Source organism: Novosphingobium sp. FKTRR1, from assembly GCF_020404405.1.
Taxonomy (GTDB): domain Bacteria; phylum Pseudomonadota; class Alphaproteobacteria; order Sphingomonadales; family Sphingomonadaceae; genus Novosphingobium.
Genome location: NZ_JAIZDA010000019.1, coordinates 62,400 through 80,595 on the forward strand (window position 1 = coordinate 62,400; position 18,196 = coordinate 80,595).

The window sequence follows — 18,196 nt, forward strand, 5'->3', positions numbered from 1 at the left end:
CTCTCGAAGGTCGGCTTTTAATGAGCGGTCATTCCGCCATCGACCGGTATGGCGGCTCCAGTAATGAAGGAGGCGTCATCGCTGGCGAGGAATGCCACGGCGGCCGCGATTTCATCGGGCTCGGCAAACCTCTTTAGCGCGTGCTTGTCGGCCCATGCCGCGGTCGTTCCCTCGTCCATGAACGATAGAGCCAACGGAGTGAGAACGCCGCCTGGGCAAAGTGCGTTCACGCGGACATTGTGGCGGCCATATTCGAGCGCCGCTGAGCGGGTCATACCGACGACGGCGGCCTTGGACGCCGCATATATCGATAGGGTTTCAAACCCGACTAACGCTGCGGCAGAAGCGATATTCACGATGGATCCTCCACCGCGAGCGATCATCCCCGGCAGCACGACCTTCATCGCGTGCCAGGATGCGCGCAAATTGACGGCGATCACGCGGTCGAAGTCGCGCCTCTCGCCTTCCGCGAGTAAAGCCGGCGTGCCGTCTATTCCGGCGTTGTTGACCAAAATATCGAGTCGGCCCCAACGCTGCTCTACTTCCAAGATCGCCTCGCGGAGCATCGCCTCATCGCTGACATCACCCACGAAGGCTAAAGTGTCGCCTCCGCTCATCTGGGTGACGCTCCTGACCCTGTCATCGAGGTCGATGCATGCGACGAGAGCACCTTCGGAGACGAGGCGTCGGACGGTGGCGGCACCAATTCCTTGCGCGCAGCCGGTCACCATGGCGACCTTACCCGTTAGCCTCGACGAGATTGACGGCAACTCGCTTTTCACAAAGTCCACCCGCCGTCCGCAGCATAGCTTCCACCGGTCAGAAAACTTGCGGATTCCGACGCCAGAAACACGATGACATTGGCAATCTCGTCAGGCGTTCCTGGACGGGGAATCGGCAGGCCAGCCGCGAATTGGAGGATGGGAGCAAATGCGGCATCTCCACCCTCCGGCCGAACCATAGGCGTATCCACAAGACCCGGATGCACCGAGTTCACCCTGATTTTTTCGCGAGCAAGATCGAGAGCTGCGACCTTGGTCATCCCCGTCACAGCAAATTTGCTTGCCGTATAGGCGATCGCGCCGCGCTCGGCCTTTAGGCCGGCTACTGACGATACATTGACGATCGCACCACCCCCTCGGGTCATCATGGAAGGCGTTGCCGCCTTCATGCCCAGGAAACACGACAATTGATTGATTTCGATCACGCGACGATAATCGGCTTCGCTCAACTCCTGCAAAGGCGTGGGAGCAGGAGCGATCCCCGCATTATTCACAAGTATGGAAACGGGTCCAAAATTGTCTTCCGCGACGGCGATGACAGCTTTCCAGTCGCAACCGTTACTGACATCGTGCGCAATGAAGCGGGCGGCCTCGCCAATCTCCGTCGCGACCTGCGCGCCTCGCGCCTGATCGATATCGGTCAGCATCACTTTGGCGCCGAGCGCAGCGAACATTTTGGCCGTAGCAGCTCCAATGCCACTCGCCGCGCCGGTTACGATCGCGACATCGCCGCGAAATGTATCGGCGTTCATGCGATATCCTCTGCCGGGGAGGCCGATCTCGCATCGACCTCCCTCATCTCAGGTTAAAACCGATAGCTGAAATTCGCGCCGAACGTCCGCGGCTGGCCAGTAAAGCGGACGGCGCCATCGCCGGCAGAAGCGACAGAATTCCAATAATATTTGTTGGTCAAGTTGCGACCATAGATGCTCACCCGCCATCCGTGGATGGATTCGAGGCCCAGCCTTGCATCCAGCAAGGTGTAAGCTGGCATGACGAAGTCAGGATTCTCGCCGAGATCCGCATAGGTCTTGTCGCGGTGTGTGACCGTACCTCCGACGAAAGGTGTCAAATCACCGCCCGTCTCGAACTTATATTCCGCATCGAGGTTGGCCGACCAGGGCGGCGCGTAATTGAACTCCTTGCCCGAAAAGTCGAGTGGGCGACCGGCAAAATCGAAACCAACATAATTCTTTACCTTGGTTTTGATGTAGGTAGCGCCGCCGTTCAGACGCAGGCCCCCAAACTGGACGGTGACATCGATGTCCGCGCCGTCAACCGTCGACTTGGGGATATTGACGAGGGTTGCGGTAACGAGCGCACCCTGCAGCACCGGCAAGAAAGAGAAGAACTGCTTGTTCACATAGTCATAGTGGAAGGCCGAGGCGTTGAGCTGGACATGGTTGTCGAACAGCGTCAGCTTTGCGCCCGCCTCATAGGAGGTGAGCTTTTCCTGCTTCACCGGCTGGATTACGGAATTGAACAGGTTCACGATTACCGGGAACGTCCCTGCCTTGAAACCTCGACTGACCGAGGCATAGAGCAGAATGTCGTGGTCCACCTTGTAGTTGATCGCGCCCCGCCAGGCGAGATTGTGTTCTTTCTGTTCGCCATTAGCGAATATGGGCAAGAAAGTGGGGGCCGGGCCGCCATCGTCGATCGTGATGCATCCGCCAGACACATAGGCTGCCGCCAGCGCAGGATTTATGCCGCTCACGATGAACTGCGAGATGCCTCGGATACCCGGCGTTCCTCCCCGATCGAAAGTGCAGCCGCCGATTGTCTGCTTCGTCTCTGTGTAGCGGGCACCGGCGGTGAGCGTGACGTCCTTGATCACCTCATAATCGACGCTGCCGAACACAGCGGCGGCGCGCTGTGTCAGATCGTATTTCCACTCGGCCGGAGAGTTCGGCGGGAACCCGGTATAGCCGGTGTAGGCATTTGCAACGCCCTCGGTAATGTTGTCCTTGCCGTAGCTTGCACCAAGCACAAAGTTGAGGCCAATATCCTTGTAGTTGCCAGCGAGGCGAACTTCCTGATTGATCGACCTGATATCAGCTTTCGAGGTCGCGGGCTGCATCGGTACGGCCGTGCCGTCCTGATCATGCGGCGAGCGGAACCTTGTTTTGAGATAGTTAGTGATCGAGGTGAATGTCAGTTGATCAGTGACTTCGTAATCTGCCCGGAGGACACCCTGGTACGTGTAACTGTCAGCCCTAGTATCAAACCCCGTGTCAAAGTCAGCATCGCGGGCGTTGGTCGGCGGATGGTTGCGATACTGCAAAAACGGCTGCGCTGATGGCGCGGCCGGGTTGACCGGTTGGAAAAGGAATCCCTGCGCCTGTTGCTGCTGACTGCGGTCTTTGGATGCATTCAGGTTGACCAATATTTTGAGGCGGTCGGTGGGAGTCCAGTCCAGCAGTAGCCGGCCTGCAATCTTGTTCTGATCGCCGTTTTTCTGATCATTAAGATAATAGCCGCGCTGCCATCCACCGAACTGCGTGGTTTGAACAGCGACTCGGGCGCGAAGGGTATCAGATAGCGGGCCGCTTACAAACCCTTCCGCGTTGGTCTCACCCCAGTGGTTCACGTCGACACGGAAACCAGCGGAGAGATGTGACGTCGGCTTGGCAGCAATAACGTTGATGGAACCGCCCGTCGCATTTTGGCCGAAGAGTGTGCCTTGAGGGCCCTTGAGGACTTCAACGCGCTCGACGTCGAGGAACAAGGCCTGGCCCATAACGGGATAGGGTATGGCAGCTTCATCGACGTAGGAACTTACTGTCGGCGGCGCCGATGCCTGGAAGGAGTTGAAGTTCACCCCGCGTAAAGAAAATACCGGTGGTCCAAAGACGCTGGTGGAAGCCGTAAACCCGGGAACGATTGCTCCAAGGCCGGTGGCGTCGATCACACCCGCACTTTGTAGCTGCGCGCTTGATGCAACCGCGACACTGACGCCGACGTCGTTGAGCCTCTGCTCACGCTTCTGCGCGGTGACGATGATCTCACCAAGGCCTGAGTCTTCCGGTGCCAGCTGTTGAGCTTGAGTAGGCGCAGCATTGGCCTGCGCGTTCGCTTGTGAGCTGGCGAACATCGACGAGGCAGTCAAGCCAATGATCGCTGCTGACATATGGAGTCGATGGTTCATTAACAGTCTCTCCCCTACGCGCCCCTCTCTCAGGGTTGGCTATGACATTACTAGCCGCCGAGTGTGTGAGCCGCTGTCACCTGAGAGGGTGACTGCCGCAAGGGCTGTCGAAGGACTAGTCGTGTCCTCGGCGGTGGCGTAGGTTCCGGGTGTGGTCATCGGTGAACTTTGGGTAAGTTTGGGTCGCGATCTCAACTTACGGAGACACCGATGACCAATGAGAAGATGGACCTGCACGCGCTGGTTTAGAACACGGCTGACGGCGATTTCCTGAGGGAGATGATCGGCTTGGCCGCGCAGCGGCTGATGGAAGCCGTTCAGCCTATCGCTGCGACCGTCGTTGATCTGCTGATGTTCGGGCCGCGACGGTCGTTTGCCAATCTTGAGGGCTGGTGCGACAAGCTCTGGGCTTCAGTGCGGCTCTCAGATCGCGAGATCGACTTCGAGAACAGCCTTTACGAAACTGCAATCAATCGCGCCGTCGGCAGGCTGGTTCAGGTCCTCCTCACCGAACTGGATCATACTCGCAAGACCGAGGGACCACATGCGGAACGGCAGCGTGCTCGGCTCGCTTTGGTCGCGAGAGACGATGGTCAGGCTGGGGTCATTGGACGTGCGGTTCCGCGACTTAGCCTTTATTCTCCTAGCCGATGTGGAGCTTGTCGAAGGTCACCTTATGCCGCGTCTAGCGGCGGACACGGATGTGTCACGGGCGCCGCGTGCGGTGCGCGTCTCACACAGCAGCATCGCTCCGGAAGTCACCAAGTTGATGCCTGAGGCCATCTTGCGCGGTGTTGTCGAGGCCCGCCCGAGTTCGGGTTTTGCTTCGCAGATCGCATCCGGCATTTTGCGACCCGCGCTCGCCTCGATACGCGTCGGCGATGCTGACCGATGGGGCATAAGTGAAGCCGATGTTGGACGTGCTTGTTGATTGCCACTGAGAAGTGACCCGGGAGGGGCTGTAATTTCCACTGAGATTTGACCCATGTTCTGATCGTTCCCCTGGCTGGCAGTCGGGGGATCATGGAGTGATCGACATGGCGTTATTGAATGTGATCCGCCGCTGGCATTTCCGGGAAGGGATGCCGATCCGGGAGATCGAACGGCGCACCGGCTTGTCCCGCAACACGATCCGCAAGTACCTGCGAGCCGGGACGGTCGAGCCGCAGTTCAAGGTGGCCGAGCGGCCCAGCAAGCTGGACCCGTTTGCCGAGAAGCTGTCAGGCTGGCTCAGGGTCGAGGCTGGCCGATCCCGCAAGCAGCGCCGCACTGTGAACCAGATGCACGCCGATCTGGTGACGCTCGGCTATGACGGCTCGTACAACCGGGTCGCCGCTTTCGCGCGGGAGTGGAAGGCGGACCGCCAGCGCGATGCCCAGACCATTGGCCGGGGCACATTTGTTCCGCTGGTGTTCATGCCGGGAGAGGCCTTCCAGTTCGATTGGAGCGAGGACTGGGCCATCATCGCCGGGGAGAGAACCAAGCTGCTGGTCGCGCACAGCAAGCTGTCACACAGCCGCGCCTTCATCGTCCGGGCCTACCTGCTCCAGACCCACGAAATGCTGTTCGATGCGCTGACCCCGGCGTTCCGGGTGCTCGGCGGAGTCCCGCGCCGGGGGATTTTCGACAATATGAGGACCGCGGTCGACCGGATCGGTGCCGGCAAGGTGCGTCAGGTCAATGCCCGGTTCTCGGCGATGGCCAGCCATTACCTGTTCGAGCCGGAGTTCTGTAATCCCGCCGCCGGATGGGAGAAGGGCCAAGTCGAGAAAAACGTCCAGGATGCGCGGCGCCGGCTGTGGCAACCACTCCCGTGCTTCCCCGACCTTGCCGCACTCAATGCCTAGCTCGAGCAGCGCTGCATCGAGCAATGGCACGAGATCCAGCATGGCGTCATGCCCGGCACGATCGCCGATACCTGAGCGGACGAGGTCGCCAGCCTGATGCCGCTGGGACGCACCTTCGACGGGTTCGTCGAGCATGCTAAGCGGGTCTCGCCGACCTGCTTCGTACACTTCGAGCACAACCGGTACAGCGTGCCGGCCTCCTTCGCCAACCGCCCGTTCAGCCTGCGGGTCTATCCGGACCGGAGCATCGTGGCGGCCGAGGGCCAGATTCTGTGCGAGCATGAGCGGATCATCGAGCGGTCCCATAATCTGCCCGGACGGACGGTCTATGACTGGCGTCACTACCTGGCGGTGATCCAGCGCAAGCCCGGAGCCCTGCGCAACGGAGCACCTTTCCTGGAGATGCCCGATGCCTTCCGGCAGTTGCAGGTATCCCTGCTCAAGCGCCCGGGAGGTAACCGGGAGATGGTCGAGATCCTCGCCCTCGTCCTCCAGTAGGATGAACAGGCCGTCCTCTGCGCGGTCGAGCTCGCGCTGGAAGCTGGCGTGCCGACCAAGACCCACGTGCTCAACATCCTCCACCGGCTGACCGACGGCAAGGTTGGCACGCCACCGAAGATCGGTGCTCCCCAGGCCCTGACCCTGCGGCGTGAACCCAAGGCCAACGTCGAGCGCTATGATGCGCTGCGCAGCAGGGAGGCCGCCCGTGCGTCATGATCCCGCCAGCGATGCCGTTGTGGTCATGCTGCGCGGCCTCAAGATGTACGGCATGGCCCAGGCCGTCAGCGACCTCATCGAGCAGGGTGCCCCAGCCTTGGATGCTGCCACGCCGATCCTGTCCCAGTTACTCAAGGCCGAGGTGGCCGAACGCGAGGTGCGCTCGATTACCTACCAGACCAAGGCAGCCCGCTTCCCGGCCTACAAAGACCTCACCGGCTTCGATTTTGCCTACAGCGAGGTGAATGAGGCGATGGTCCAGCAGCTCCACCGCGGCGAGTTCATCGATGGTGCCAACAACGTGGTGCTGATCGGCGGGCCCGGCACAGGCAAAACCCATATCGCCACGGCTCTCGGCATCCAGGCCGTCGAGCATCATCGCAAGAAGGTGCGCTTCTTCGCCACCGTCGATCTGGTCAATGCCCTCGAGCAGGAGAAGGTGCTGAACCGGGCCGGGCAGTTGGCCGACCGTCTACTCCGCCTTGACCTCGTGATCCTCGACGAGCTGGGCTACCTGCCGTTCAGCTCATCGGGCGGTGCCCTGCTCTTCCACCTGCTCAGCAAGCTCTACGAGCGCACCAGCGTCATCATCACCACCAACCTGAGCTTCTCCGAGTGGGCCGGCGTGTTCGGCGATGCCAAGATGACCACCGCGCTGCTCGATCGCCTCACCCACCACTGCCACATCCTGGAAACCGGAAATGACAGCTTCCGCTTCAGGGCCAGCAGTGCCGCTGCACCCAAAACACGAAAGGCCAAATCACCCGCTTGACCCCACCCCCGCACAGGGGGATACATATCCACCCGGGTCAATTCTCGATGGAAATCCCGGGTCACTTCTCAGTGGCAATCAACAACCTCTACCTCTGCAGAGATCCAGTCATGACTGCATTCCAGTTCGGCTGCCCAATCTCAGTTGGTCCGATTGTCGAAACAGGCTGTCGCAGATCGGAAATCGGGGGGGTATTGTGGGGGGTATCTGCACCTCGCGCAGAATAAATGATATTAAAATCAGCTATATAGCGATGATTTTTAGATCCCTCCTCCGACCATAAATGGCTTACTGTGGCCGCTTGGGGGCTACCCACTGCTTTGCCGCGTGCCGTTGGCGCAGGTTAGTCGCAAATGGCCCGCAGCGGCACGTGTGAGAACGCCCGCGAAATGTTGTTGAGCATGCGCTGTGGTGTACCAGCCAGCTCCAACCGCTCGATCCGCCGGGCCAGCGCGACAAACACCGCTGTCAGTTCCATCCGCGCCAGCGCCTGCCCGGCGCAGCCGTGCGGCCCGTGCCCGAAGCCGAGGTTTTGCTTCTCGCGCCGGTCGATGCGGAAGGTATCAGGCGCGTCGAACTGGCGCTCGTCGCGATTGGCGCTGGCGTAGGAGACGACAACGCGCGTGCCCGCAGGCACAATGCTGCCATCGGATAGCTCGGCATCGCGGGTCGTCACCCGCGCGAAGTTCTGGAGCGGTGTTTCCATCCGCACGATCTCGTTGGCGGCAGCTGTCGCAAGGCCCGGATCGGTGCGCAGCAGGGCCCATTGGTCTGGGTTCGTTGCAAACAGGTAGAGACCGGCCGCCATGGCGCTGATCGTCGTCTCGAACGCGGCAACGACATAGCCCGCCAGCATGCCGATGGCCGTCTCGCGGGTGATCTCGCCGCGGTGCGAGGCCGCGATCAAGCCTGCCGCAAAACCGCCGGGGAGCACGCGCTCCTCGTCGTAGAGCGTGGTGAGCAGGCCCATCATGTCCTGCAGGCCGGTCAGCCCCTGCTCCATCCGCGCGTTGGCGGGGCCTGCCGCGTTCCACGAACCCGATGCGAGATCGAGCAGGCGAGGGCGCACATCGTGTGGCCAGCCGATCAGGTCCATCACCACGCCGATGGGCAGGTCATGCGCAAAGTTGGCCACGCCATCGAACGTGCCCATCGCAGCGACCCGCTCGGCCAGCGCATCCGCGCGCTGTTCGATGGTTTCGGCGACGGGTCTCAGTGCCGCCGGCCCCAGCGCCTCCATCATGAGCTTGCGCCGCGCGGTGTGGACCGGCGGGTCCTGACAGATCAGCGCTTCCTCCCAGGCGGCATTGATCATCGGGTTGAAGCCGATCCCTTGCGCCGAGGAGAAGACCTGCCAGTCATTCAGCGCGCGCCGCACGTCGGCGTAGCGGCCGATGAAACAGACGCCGGCCTGCTCCAGCCAGACGGCTGAACCCATGTCCCTCAGCGCGCGGTAAGTGGGCCAGGGATCGGCCAGCACGGCATCGCCGAACAGATCGATCCGGCTGGAAGGCTGGGCCATTTCAGGCGATGCCCTGCTTGCCGGGCGAGAGGATGTGGTTGGGATCGAGCGCCTGCTTGATCCGCGCATTGAGCGCGCGGTTCGCCTCGCCATATTGCTGCGCGACGAGGTCCATCGTGTTGACGCCGGTGCGGTAGCTCGCCCAGCCGCGCGCGCCGAAGCGGGTGATCATCTCGCGGATGCAGTCGTCGGCCTTCTTCTCCTCGACCGGATTGTCCTTGTCGTACTGGATGAAGATCAGGTGGTGCAGCTCGCGCCCGCCGATGGCGTAGGCGACGGAGTAGTCGAACCCGTAACGCCCGAGGATTTCCTTCGCGAGTTCGGTCTGCTGCTGGGTCTCCACGCCCTTGGCCGGCGCCACCGGGGCGAAGCACACCATGCCGCCGCCCCGCCAGCGCATGATGCCCTTTTCCTCGAGCGTGAGCTGCCCGCTCATCAGGTTCTTGTGATGATGGAACCACTTGTTGCCGCCCATCTCGGCCTCGGTCAGCACTTCGCCGCCCGAAGCCTCGAACGCGCGGCGTATGATCGGCTCGATCGCGGCAATGATCTCGTCCGTGCCGTAGAGCGCGAAGTAGGTGTTCCACATGCCGAGGCCGTGCTGCTTCGCAAAGTCGCGGACGACTTCCTCCGGAATGCTCTCGGGCTTGTCCCACAGCTCCTCGCGGCGGTGGAACATCGCGATCTGGTAGGCCGCGCCCATCATCAGCACGACATTGGGGATGAGGTTATTCATGCGGAAGGGCCGCATCGCGTCGACGATCTTGGCGACGTCCGACATTTCATTGTGGCGCACCATGAACGGCTTGAACGCAGGCGGTTTCGGCATCAGCCAGAAGCCGAGCTTGGTCACGACGCCGAAGTTGGACTGCGTGAAGATGCCGTCGAGATAGGGCCCGTAACCCCACTTGAACGCCTGCCAGGTCGTGGAGTTCTTCACACTGCCCATGCCGGTGCGCACCAGAGTGCCATCCGCCAGCACCACTTCCATGCCGCATTGCATGAAGAAGTGGTCGCCATAGGGGGTATAGCCGACCCCGCGCTCCAGCGTGTTGCCCAGCGGCGAGACGATCGGGCCCACGGTCGGCACGTCGATCCAGTAGGGCAAGTTGTTTGTCGTCAGGTAGTCGTGGAGGTCCTGATAGGTCACGCCGGGCTCGACCAGCGCGGTGCCAAGCTCGGGGTCGATCGCGATGATGCGGTTCATCCGCTTCATGTCGAGGATCATCTGCCCGCTGCTCGCCGGCGTGGCGCAGCCATAACCCATGTTCTTGCCGGTGGAGACGGTCCACAGCGGCAGCTTGTAGCGGTTGGCGATCTTCAGGATGGCCTGCACTTCCTCCACCGAGGCCGGGGCTACCGCGCCCGAGGGCATGTGTTCGTGGCGCGGATCGGGGGTGAAGCTCTTGGCATAGGGCAGGGTGCTCTCGGGGTCGGCAAAGACCCAGTCATCGCCCACCACCGCGCGCAGTTCCTTGACCGCGGCGGCAAAGGCCCCGGCATCGAGGTGAGCGGGCAGCTGGCGCGGGCCGTCGAGCGGCGAGGCGAAGGCGCGGGCACCGGCGAGCGCGGCGCCCACCGCGCCGGTGCGGATCAGATCGCGGCGGCTGATACCGGTCATTCGCCGATCTCCTTCGGGTCCGCCTTCGTGGCATTGATCCACTTCGCCAGCGCGGCGAGTTCGGCATTGCTGATTTCGGTGGGGCGGAACGCCGGCATCGCGCGCGGGCCGCTGCGGACGTAGGTGGTGATCACCTCCACCGGAAGCTTGCGGCCGCGAATGATCGGGCCGACGCGCGCGCCGTGGCAATAGCCGCAGGTCTTGGCGTAGATCGCCTCGGGCGGGCGGGGCGGGCTGGCCACACCAGCGAAGGCCCCTCCTGCAGGTATCACACAAAGCCCCAGCATGACGGGCGCAACACGGCAGAGTTGCCGCAACGACTTCGTGGATCTCATCCAGCCTCTCCCTATCCTCCGGTTTCTGTGACCGGGGCAACCATGTCGATTGAATCGGACATAGCGTCTGATTGAGTGAGGGCTAAATTCAATCTTGCGAAACGTCAAGTTTGATTTGGTGGTTCCGCCAGAAGGAGCGAGGGAAGCGGGCGGCGCGCAATCTCAGCAGCGTCTGCAGGGCTGACCCCAAGCCCGCGCAGGATCATGGCGACGATTTCCTCCGGGTAGTCCGCGCTCTTACGCTCGCGCAGCATGGTCGAAACTGCCGCTATGGTTGTTCCCAGAATGGCATCGCGTCCAAGTGTGCTCTCGGTAATGGCAAGTTGTCCGGCCGCCATGGCTTCCTGCACCGTCACTTCAGCTTGCCGGAAGGTCTCCGCACCGAAGATGATCCCATCAGCGCTGAGACTGAGCATCGAACGCCCCCAGCCTGGCACATCGCGCACCCGGTGCAGATAGAAGCGGATCGCGGCCGAGGCGCGTTCGCGCGGATCGTTCAGCTGCGAAACGGTCCGGGTCACCGCCGTCAGGAAGTCATGCGTCACTTCGTAGGTCACGGCCTCGCGCAATTCCGCCATGCCGGAGAAGTGGTCGTAGAACGTGGCCCGGGTGATCCCGGCACGCGCCGCAACATCCTCGATGCGCGTGTAGAGCCCGTCTTCCTCGCCGAACAGTTCGAATGCCGCCGCGATTACCTTGGCGCGTGTCTTCGCTCTCCGCTGACGGCCCTGTTCGAGCCGGTGTGCCTTGTCGGACCTCAGGTCAACCAAATGCGGTACTCCTTACGCAGGCGCACCGTTACACATCAATCTTACACGTTGGCAATTTGAACATTACGCAAAAACGGGGAAGCGTCCGACGGCGGCTTTCGTCTGCAAAAATGGCCAGTTTCACCCAATGTTCAGTTGCGCATAGCCCGGTAGGTTCTTGGCGTGACGCCTTCCCGGGACTTGAAGTGCCGCGTAAACACTTCTGGCGTCGCAAATCCCGTCATCGCCGCGATTTCAGCCAGTTGGACACGGGCATAGCGGGGGTCCCCCAGCATGCGCTTGGCGCTCGCGAGGCGAACGCCGGACAATTCATGACTGAACGTCGTGTCATTCTCGGCAAAAAGCTTGTGCAGATAACGCAATGAAATGCGGTTCTGCGCCGCGATGTCGTGCGCCGAAAGTCCGCTTTCGCTGTGCCGCTGGAGGATGGACTGCCGGATCGAACGCATCAGCGCACCGCGGTGCCGCCCTTCCATGGTGAAGGTTTGCGAGCCGATCGCAAGTGCCATGAGATTGCCGAGTTGCTCGGCAACGAACGTGTCGTCTGCGGGCATCTGGCGCATGGTCTGTCCGCCGACGGCTCTGAGACCCATGGCCAGCGCTCCCTGCCACTGGGGATCGCAGTCCTTGCTGGCGATCAGCGGGCCGCCCGGATCCGGAATGAGCCGCCGCGCCCATTGGCCGGGCATCTGGAGGACAATGCACGAGCAGCGCGCGGACGTTTCGAATGAATAGTTCTCCCGCTCATCGAGCAGGCACCAGTCTCCTTCGCCGAGCGTGACCATCTGGCCGAAACGGCGAACTTCTATGCTGCCATGGGTGACAAGGCTGAGTTGCAGACGGTCATCGTGACCGTCCGCGCGGTGGTGGACCGATTGGTATTCGGCGTCCACGAGAGCGATGCGTGCCGGGCCAAGCGAGCGGATCGCGATGCTGGCGCTGAAGTCGATCTTGCGTTTGACGTCGATTTCCATGGTGGAAAGGTGCGCTACGACCTGGCTTGTCCAGTAGCGGTGACGCTGGCCGATCGGTGCGTCCGTTGTGGTGATCCGCAGCAGTTCCTGCATGAGTGATCCCCCCTCAGAGATGCTTCTCTTTCACAATGCCTAGCACGATCGCAACAAGTGTGAAGAACGCCTTTGTGCACGTTTCACCATGGTGTTTGTGCACTCCGGCACGTGTCGAGCATGCCTGAGCCTGCCTTAGCATTATTGCAAGGCTGACATCCATCAAGGATGCGGTGAGGGAGAAGGTTCATGCGTCTCGCGACAGCGGTCAGTATCATTGCGCTTGCGGTTCCGGCAATGGCGCAGGCTCAAGCAGCCGGGGCTCAGGTGGCAGAGGCGAGCGCCGATAACGGTGCCATCCAGGAAATCGTGGTCACGGCACAGAAGCGCGCGGAGAACGTGCAGAACGTGCCGATCGCTATTTCGGCCTTCAGCGCCAACACGCTGAAGGAGCGCGCAGTCGGCGATGTTGCGCAGCTGTCCAACGCGGCACCAAACGTCACGCTCGATGCCGGTACGCCATTTTCCGGCTCCACTTCAGTGCTCTCGGCCTTCATTCGCGGCATCGGTGCCAACGATTTTGCGATGAACATCGATCCGGGTGTCGGCATCTATCTGGACGGCGTCTATCTTGCCCGCACAGTGGGCGCGAACCTCGACCTGCCCGATGTCGAGCGCATCGAAGTCCTCAAGGGGCCGCAAGGCACCCTTTTCGGGCGCAACACGATCGGCGGCGCGATCAGCGTTGTGACCCGCAAGCCTGGCGACAAGCCCGCGTTCGAAGGCAACATCACCGCGGGGCGCTACAATCGCTTCGACGCCAAGGGCTACATGGACCTGCCCATCTCGGACACGCTCAAGAGCTCGGTGACCTTCTCGTTCAAGAACCGCGACGGCTACCAGAAGCGCATTCCCTATCCATCGGCCACGCCTTACGTGACCGATCGGTTCGGTTCGCTTCCGGCGAGCGGCTACAAGACCTCCGATCGTGAAGGCGGCCAGCACGAGTGGACCATCCGCGGCAAGCTGCTGTGGGAAGCGAGCGACCGGCTCAAGGTCACGCTCGGCGGCGACTACATGAAGATCGACCAGTCTTCGATGGCCAACTCCGTTCTCGCGGTTACCTCAGGCGTACCCGGTCCGTTCGCCGGTCTTGCGGCGAACAACATTCCCGGCACCGCGCTTGACGTTGTGACGGGTTCGTCCGGCTTCCTGTTCGCGGGCCTCTACAATTTCTGCATCAGGGCCACGCCCGACCAGATTGCCGCGCGCAACGCCGGCGCTCTTTGCGGTGTTCGCGGAACGCCGCTGAACGCGGCAGCCAACCTCCCGCCGCTTGCGAGCGTGAACGTGGACGGTGATCCGAACAACAACCGCCTGCCTTACGACAACCGCTGGATCTCGGCCGACAAGGACACAAGCTACGCCACGGGCAACAGCTTCTCCAACATGAAGGTCTATGGCTTCAACGGCGTGATCGATTACGACCTGACCGACACGGTCGCGATCAAGTCGATCACCGGCTACCGCAACATCACCTGGGCGTCGGGCCTTGACCTCGACAACTCGCCGCTGGCGATCCTCGAGCCGTCGTTCTCGCTGACGCAGAACCAGTTCAGCCAGGAAATCCAGATCATTGGCAGTGCGCTCGACAAGAAGCTCAACTTCGTCCTCGGCGGCTATTTCTTCCACGAAGAAGGCAAGATGCGCGACTTCGTGACCTTCTCCGAAGGCCTGCTGCAGATCATCGGTCCGAACGACCTCAAGACAAAGAACTACGCCGCGTTCGGCCAGGTCGACTGGCGGATCAATGACCTGATCGGCATTACCGTCGGTGGCCGCTATACCCACGAGGACAAGGATTTCATCGGCCGTCAGACCGATGCCAACGGCTTCAACTACAAGCTGTTCAACTGCCCCGTCTATGGCGATCCCTGCCAATCCATTCTCGGGTTCCCGGTCCCGGGCGAACCGCTGCGCTACTATGTCGGCGGAACGCAAAAGAAGAAGTTCAACAACTTCGCGCCCAAGGTGGGCATCCAGCTCCATCCCACCAACGACGTGATGGTCTACGGTTCCTGGTCGCGCGGTTACAAGACCGGAGGGTGGACGACCCGCCTGTCCAACCCGCTGCCTTTTGCGCCGGACTTCGACGAGGAAAAGGCCGAGAGCTTCGAAGTGGGCGTCAAGTCGACGCTGCTTGACCGCCGCCTGCAGCTTAATCTTGCTGCCTTCACCACGAAGTACGACGGTATCCAGCTGAACTTCCAGCAGGGCGTCAGCCCGACTGTGCAGAACGCCGGCGATGCGCGGATCAAGGGCTTCGAAGCCGAGGCCGTGATCGCGCCGATGCGGGGTCTGACGATCAATGCGTCGGTGGGCTATACCGATGCGCACTACACCAGCCTGCTGCCGCAAGCGGTCGTTGCAGCCAATCCGTTCCAGGCCGGTACCGTGGTTGGCGGCTATCTGCCCAAAACGCCGAAATGGAAGTTCAACCTGACGCCGCGCTACAAGCTCGATCTCGGCGGCAAGGGTTCAATCATTCTGCTGGCTGACTACACCCGCACGTCCTCGTTGTGGAACGATACCGAGCGCACCTATCTCATCCGTCGCCCGGGCCTAGACATTCTGAATGCCAGCGTCACCTACGAGTCTCCTTCGGGGAACTGGGATCTGACCGCCGGCGCCACCAACATTACCAACACGCGCTACATCGTGACCGGCCAGGCACAGATCGCCGGTGGTCAGATCTATGGCACGTGGAGCCGCCCGGCCGAGTGGTACGCCAAGGTCGGCGTCAAGTTCTGATCTGGCCAGATCAGAAGAGGGGTGGTGGCAGGAAAGCGATCTGCCATTGCCTCGCCCGGGTGCCCGCCTCCCTTGGGCACCCGGGCACTAGTTTGCAGCAAGGCAAGTGCAAGGATGATGGAGTATGCTGATCCGGAACTGCTGGTACGTTGCTGGCTGGAGCCATGACTTTGCGGCCGATGCGCCGGTGCAGCGGCAGTTGCTGGGCGATCCGGTCGTGCTTTGGCGCAAGTCTGACGGCACCATGGTCGCGATGGAGGACCGCTGTGTTCACCGGTTGGCACCCCTGTCACTCGGCCGCATCGAGGGCGATCATCTGCGCTGCATGTACCATGGTCTCCTGTTCGACAGCGCGGGTCGCTGCAAGGAGATTCCGGGCCAGGACATGATCCCGTCCAACGCCTGCGTGCGTACCTATCCAGTAGTCGAACGCAACAACTGGATCTGGGTGTGGATGGGTGATCCGGCCAAGGCGGATCCCTCGCGAATTGCCAAGTCAAAAGCGCTCGACGATCCCGCTTGGGTGCTCAAGACCGGCGAACTACACTACGAAGCGCACTACGAACTGATCAACGACAACCTGCTTGACTTGACGCACCTTGCCTATGTCCACGCCAACAGCTTTGGGGCGGGACCTGCCTGGGCGCAAAGCCGGCCCAAGGTTGAGGTGATTCCCGAAGGCGTGCGTTCTTCGCGCTGGATCAGCAATACGCCGCCTGTGCCTCCGCTCAGCAAGGCGGCTGAGCATGATCGCGTCGATATCTGGACAAGCTACGATTTCGTTCTGCCCGGGGTATTCCTGCTCTATACTGCGATGTTCCCGCCCGGCACCGCAGACGCATGCGGCAATGGCCCACCGCCGGCCGATCTGCCCACCTTGTTTGCCAACTTCACCAGTCAAGCTGTGACTCCGACCTCCGAGACAACGACGAGCTACTACTATTCGTGGGGACCGGCATCCGAGCACGGTGATGAGGCGATGGCGCAGGCCATGATTGACGTTGCCGGCATGGCGTTCCACGAGGACAAAGTGATGATCGAAGCACAGCAGAAGATCATCAACAGGAATCCGGCCACGCGGCCCATGCCCACAACGGCGGACAAGGCCATCACGATCTTCACTCGGCTGATGCAGAGCCAGGATGCTTGAGCCGGTGCCGGGGCGATTGCTTCATTGACCTCGACCCAACTCTAAGATGTGCGACCTGAATTGGTTCAGTTGCAGCTGCTCTGCAAGGACCTAGGACAAAATCTGGGTGTCAGGTTTTGGTGAAGATCTTGTCGTTGCACGTATGGCAACGGAACGGCAGGAATGTCCCAAAACAAGTCGGGGTTGGTTGCTCGCCGCCGAAGGATGGTCGTGTGCTCCGATCTCCTCTTCTAGGTCAAATCACGAGCATCCACTGTTTCTGACGGGATACAATCACAAACGGGCGCTGGCTGAGGAGGCCAAACTCAGTTCGTCCGATTGCCGAAACACACGGTCGCAGAGCTGAAATCGTCGGGGGTATTGGTGGGGTGGTCTGAGCCCGAGGTTTCTACCAGCTATGAGTAGAGCCTACGCCCGGTTTGATGCCCATGCTTGGGCGTGATGGCAACAACCGGGTTGGGGGTTAACCCCCAACCCGGTTTGCCGATTGAACCGGCTCCCATCTCGGCCGGGGTTCTGTTCCCGAGGCTCGAGTGGGGCCGGAAGTGGTTGTAGTCGTGCCGCCAGTCAGCCAGAACCTGACGGGCATGTCCGAGGGTGGTGAACAGCGTCTCATTCAAGCATTCGTCACGCAGGCGAGCATTGAAGCTCTCGATGAAGCCGTTCTGCTGCGGCTTGCCTAGCGCGATGTAATGCCACTCGACGTCACGATCCCGCGACCACCGCAGGATCGCCATACTGGTCAGTTCAGTGCCGTTATCGCTGACCACCGTGGCTGGCTTGGCCAGGCGCTCGAGAATTGCGAGGTCGAGCTCGCGGGCAACGCGCATACCCGAGATCGAGGTGTCGGCGATGAGCGCCAAGCACTAACGGCTGTAGTCATCGACCAAGGCGAAGATCCTGAACCGACGTCCGCAGACGAGCGCGTCCGACACGAAGTCGAGGCTCCAGCGCTGGTTCGGCCCCTTAGGGATCGCCAAGGGTGCCCGCGTGCCCAAGGCCCGCTTGCGACCACCGCGCCGGCGCACCTGCAGGCGCTCCTCGCGATACAGCCGCCGGAACTTCTTGTGGTTCATCGTCCATCCTTCCCGGCACAGCAGCCAGTGCAGTCGGCGATAGCCGAACCGGCGGCGCTGCCCCGCCAACTCGCGGATGCAGGTTCGTGCCTCGGCATCATCCGGCCGCCGGCTGACATAGCGCACCGTCGTTCGATCCACGCCCAGCGCCTCGCAGGCCCGGCGCTGGCTCACCTTGAAAACCTCCTGGAGATGAGCCACCGCCTGCCGCTTCGCGCCAGGCGTCAGAACTTTCTTGCGCTGATCTCCTTGAGCATGGCGTTATCGAGCATAGCGTCAGCCAGAAGACGCTTGAGCCGAGCGTTCTCCTCCTCCAGCGACCGCAGCCGTCGGGCATCGGAGACCTCCAGGCCGCCATACTTGGCCTTCCACTTGTAAAACGTCGCTGAGCTGATCCCGTGGCGGCGGCACACATCCCCCGTCGCCATCCCGGCCTCCTGCTCCTTCAACACCGCGATGATCTGCTCCTCGCTGAACCTGCTCCGCTTCATATCCATCCGACTCCTTAAAGTGCGGATTCCGACGATCGCGCGCATGTATTGCGATCTGATGCCGCGCAGCGTTCCGATTTGATCGCGCGCAGGTAAAGCACCTGATCGTTGGTATCTATTCGCACTATGGTTTGGCGTTGGTCAAGC

11 protein-coding genes and 2 pseudogenes are annotated in these 18,196 nt (G+C 61.5%); 4 read left to right on the forward strand and 9 right to left on the reverse strand.

The features are described 5' to 3' along the window. Positions 1–17: 17 nt before the first annotated feature. The 3 genes from LDN95_RS16750 to LDN95_RS16760 are packed head-to-tail and all read right to left on the reverse strand — an operon-like array spanning position 18 to position 3,930. On the reverse strand, positions 18–791 hold the full coding sequence (locus LDN95_RS16750) for an SDR family NAD(P)-dependent oxidoreductase (protein WP_226018720.1): 774 nt from the start codon (positions 789–791) through the stop codon (positions 18–20). Beyond that, a complete protein-coding gene (locus LDN95_RS16755; RefSeq protein WP_226018721.1) occupies positions 779–1,534 on the reverse strand; it encodes an SDR family NAD(P)-dependent oxidoreductase in 756 nt (251 codons plus the stop codon). The genes LDN95_RS16750 and LDN95_RS16755 overlap by 13 nt, the downstream gene beginning before the upstream one ends. A gap of 53 nt (positions 1,535–1,587) precedes the next feature. Continuing rightward, positions 1,588–3,930, reverse strand: coding sequence for a TonB-dependent receptor (locus tag LDN95_RS16760; RefSeq protein WP_226018722.1), 2,343 nt, complete (start codon positions 3,928–3,930; stop codon positions 1,588–1,590). A 1,037-nt stretch (positions 3,931–4,967) separates the two neighbouring features. On the opposite strand from LDN95_RS16760, the pseudogene istA reads away from it, so the two are divergent. Continuing rightward, positions 4,968–6,494, forward strand: a pseudogene (gene istA / locus LDN95_RS16765) (IS21 family transposase). Then, positions 6,484–7,266 carry an IS21-like element helper ATPase IstB gene (istB, locus tag LDN95_RS16770; RefSeq protein ID WP_226018723.1) on the forward strand — a complete coding sequence of 261 codons (783 nt, stop codon included), beginning with the start codon at positions 6,484–6,486 and terminating at the stop codon, positions 7,264–7,266. Before istA ends, istB begins: the two are co-directional and overlap by 11 nt. A 343-nt stretch (positions 7,267–7,609) precedes the next feature. On the opposite strand, the gene LDN95_RS16775 is transcribed toward istB, so the two are convergent. The 5 genes from LDN95_RS16775 to LDN95_RS16795 all read right to left on the reverse strand — a co-directional run bounded on the left by LDN95_RS16775 (position 7,610) and on the right by LDN95_RS16795 (position 12,581). Further along, positions 7,610–8,788, reverse strand: a complete 1,179-nt coding sequence (locus tag LDN95_RS16775) for a cytochrome P450 (protein WP_226018724.1) — start codon at positions 8,786–8,788, stop codon at positions 7,610–7,612. A 1-nt stretch (position 8,789) separates the two neighbouring features. Beyond that, positions 8,790–10,409, reverse strand: coding sequence for an FAD-binding oxidoreductase (locus tag LDN95_RS16780; RefSeq protein WP_226018725.1), 1,620 nt, complete (start codon positions 10,407–10,409; stop codon positions 8,790–8,792). Then, on the reverse strand, positions 10,406–10,651 hold the full coding sequence (locus tag LDN95_RS16785; protein WP_226018726.1) for a cytochrome c: 246 nt from the start codon (positions 10,649–10,651) through the stop codon (positions 10,406–10,408). Before LDN95_RS16785 ends, LDN95_RS16780 begins: the two co-directional genes overlap by 4 nt. Before the next feature lie 197 nt (positions 10,652–10,848). Continuing rightward, entirely contained in the window at positions 10,849–11,514 is a 666-nt protein-coding gene (locus LDN95_RS16790) for a TetR/AcrR family transcriptional regulator (protein ID WP_226018727.1), read from the reverse strand. A 131-nt stretch (positions 11,515–11,645) separates the two neighbouring features. After that, positions 11,646–12,581 (reverse strand): AraC family transcriptional regulator, encoded by a 936-nt coding sequence (locus LDN95_RS16795; RefSeq protein ID WP_226018728.1) that lies wholly within the window; start codon positions 12,579–12,581, stop codon positions 11,646–11,648. 189 nt (positions 12,582–12,770) lie between these two features. On the opposite strand from LDN95_RS16795, the gene LDN95_RS16800 reads away from it, so the two are divergent. Both LDN95_RS16800 and LDN95_RS16805 read left to right on the forward strand, forming a co-directional pair. Beyond that, positions 12,771–15,332, forward strand: coding sequence for a TonB-dependent receptor (locus LDN95_RS16800; RefSeq protein ID WP_226018729.1), 2,562 nt, complete (start codon positions 12,771–12,773; stop codon positions 15,330–15,332). 124 nt (positions 15,333–15,456) lie between these two features. Continuing rightward, on the forward strand, positions 15,457–16,482 hold the full coding sequence (locus LDN95_RS16805) for an aromatic ring-hydroxylating dioxygenase subunit alpha (protein ID WP_226018730.1): 1,026 nt from the start codon (positions 15,457–15,459) through the stop codon (positions 16,480–16,482). A 395-nt stretch (positions 16,483–16,877) separates the two neighbouring features. Here LDN95_RS16805 and LDN95_RS16810 read toward each other — a convergent pair. Then, positions 16,878–18,049 (reverse strand): annotated as a pseudogene (locus LDN95_RS16810) (IS3 family transposase). Positions 18,050–18,196 lie beyond the last annotated feature (147 nt).